Raw genomic sequence first — 1,620 nt, 5'->3', positions numbered from 1 at the left:
ACACACATTATGTAAACCAAATAAATATGTAAAGTTCACCCACACTTAAATAAATTAACTTTCAAATATTCACTACTATAAGAAGCAATTAGCGGTGCTTTAAGAGTGGATAAACTTTACATAATTTTTCAGAAATCAAGTTGTAATGACTTCAAATACGATAACAATTGTGGATCTTTTTGCCATGATGATTTTCCTTCGATGATTATCCCGGGATTGAGTTTTGCAAGAGCTTCCTTTTTCATTTTATCGCTGGCTCTGGCATAAACCTCAGTTGTGGTTACAGATGAATGTCCGAGAAAGTCTCTTATCCAAACCAAATTCACATTAGCTTCTAATAAATGTATTGCCTTTGAATGTCGTAATGCATGGCATCCAATATCATCGGGCACAATAATCGAAGTGTTTTGCTTCAAAATTTGAAAATATTTTTTGACAATTTTAAGAACCGCCATGCGAGACAATTTTCCGTTCCTGCCATTTGAAAATAGGGGATTATTGAGTTTATTCTTATCTAACATATTATTTTCAAGCATATATTGTTTCAGATTATTTGCTTGCACATCAGTTAAGGGTATAGTTCTTACTTTATTTCCTTTACCGATGACACGTATTGTGACTATATCTCCAAATCGAATGTCGGATGGAGTAGAATCAATAAGTTCTTGAACTCTCATTGCACTATCATATAGTAATCCAATCAAGACAAAGTCTCTGCGCCCTTTTTTAGTCTTTCGATTTGGTAAATCCAACAATGCCTTAATTGCTTCCACTGAAAGAAACGGCATTTGTTTGACTCCTGTTTTCTTAAACTTTATTGATAATACATCCTGCCACATTGCAATACCGGTGACATCACGGTATTGAAGATATTTAAAGAATGCATGAATTGCACCTAATCTCGCATTCCTTGTATTTGTACTACACTTACGTGTAGTTTCCAACCAATTGAGAAATGATATTATTCGCTCCTTTGTAATATGCTTCAACGTTAATTTTTGAGCTCTTATTAGTTCTACTTCTTTGAAGTATTCCAGAAGAAGGGTAAAGCAATAACTATAAGTTTTGATAGTATTATTGGTTACACCGCATTCATTAGGTAAATAACTCCCGAAAAAATCCGAGATGTGTTTTGAAAAGTCAGTCTGATTCATTGGTTTCATTGTTTAGTTCGATTTCGGGGAAAAGATGTTTATATGCTTTGTTGACGTTCTTGAGAATACCCGGATACATTTCTTCCGTTAGTCTTACATAACGATTAGTCGCTGAGAGAGACTTATGACCAATATAAGTCATCAAAATCGGCATTGAATAGTATAAATCCAATCCTTGCTCACACAGTCGATGTAAAGTGTGCACGCAGAACGTATGTCTGAGGTCGTGAAGCCGAACTCCAACCCGATTGTGATTGTGATGTATCCCGGCACGCTGCAGAATGATTTTGAATGAATCTGCAATAGAGCCTCTCAAACATTGATTACCGCATGGTGATGTGAAGAAAAAAGAGTCATCTTCTGTTTTTATGTTCATACGTTCCTTATACGACACATAATCTTTACATATTTCTCTCATAGAAAGAGATAGCGGTACCAACCTGTCTTCACTGTTTTTACATTTATA

At 35.1% G+C, this 1,620-nt stretch carries 2 protein-coding genes; both read right to left on the bottom strand.

The window, feature by feature from the left end:
* Positions 1 to 128: 128 nt before the first annotated feature.
* Positions 129 to 1,163, bottom strand: coding sequence for a tyrosine-type recombinase/integrase (locus JCM12259_RS12720; RefSeq protein ID WP_234396619.1), 1,035 nt, complete (start codon positions 1,161 to 1,163; stop codon positions 129 to 131).
* Positions 1,141 to 1,620: tyrosine-type recombinase/integrase (locus JCM12259_RS12715; protein WP_025066720.1), on the bottom strand; the 480-nt coding region annotated here is incomplete at its 5' end. The genes JCM12259_RS12715 and JCM12259_RS12720, both read right to left, overlap by 23 nt.

Origin of the sequence: Hoylesella enoeca JCM 12259 (assembly GCF_000613405.1) — a bacterium.
Lineage (GTDB): Bacteria > Bacteroidota > Bacteroidia > Bacteroidales > Bacteroidaceae > Prevotella > Prevotella enoeca.
This window is presented reverse-complemented; position numbering and strand designations above follow the sequence as displayed.

Bases quoted from the DNA above. Each gene is read 5' to 3' on its own strand.
- JCM12259_RS12720 (WP_234396619.1), bottom strand. From the start codon at position 1,163: ATGAAACCAATGAATCAGACTGACTTTTCAAAACACATCTCGGATTTT.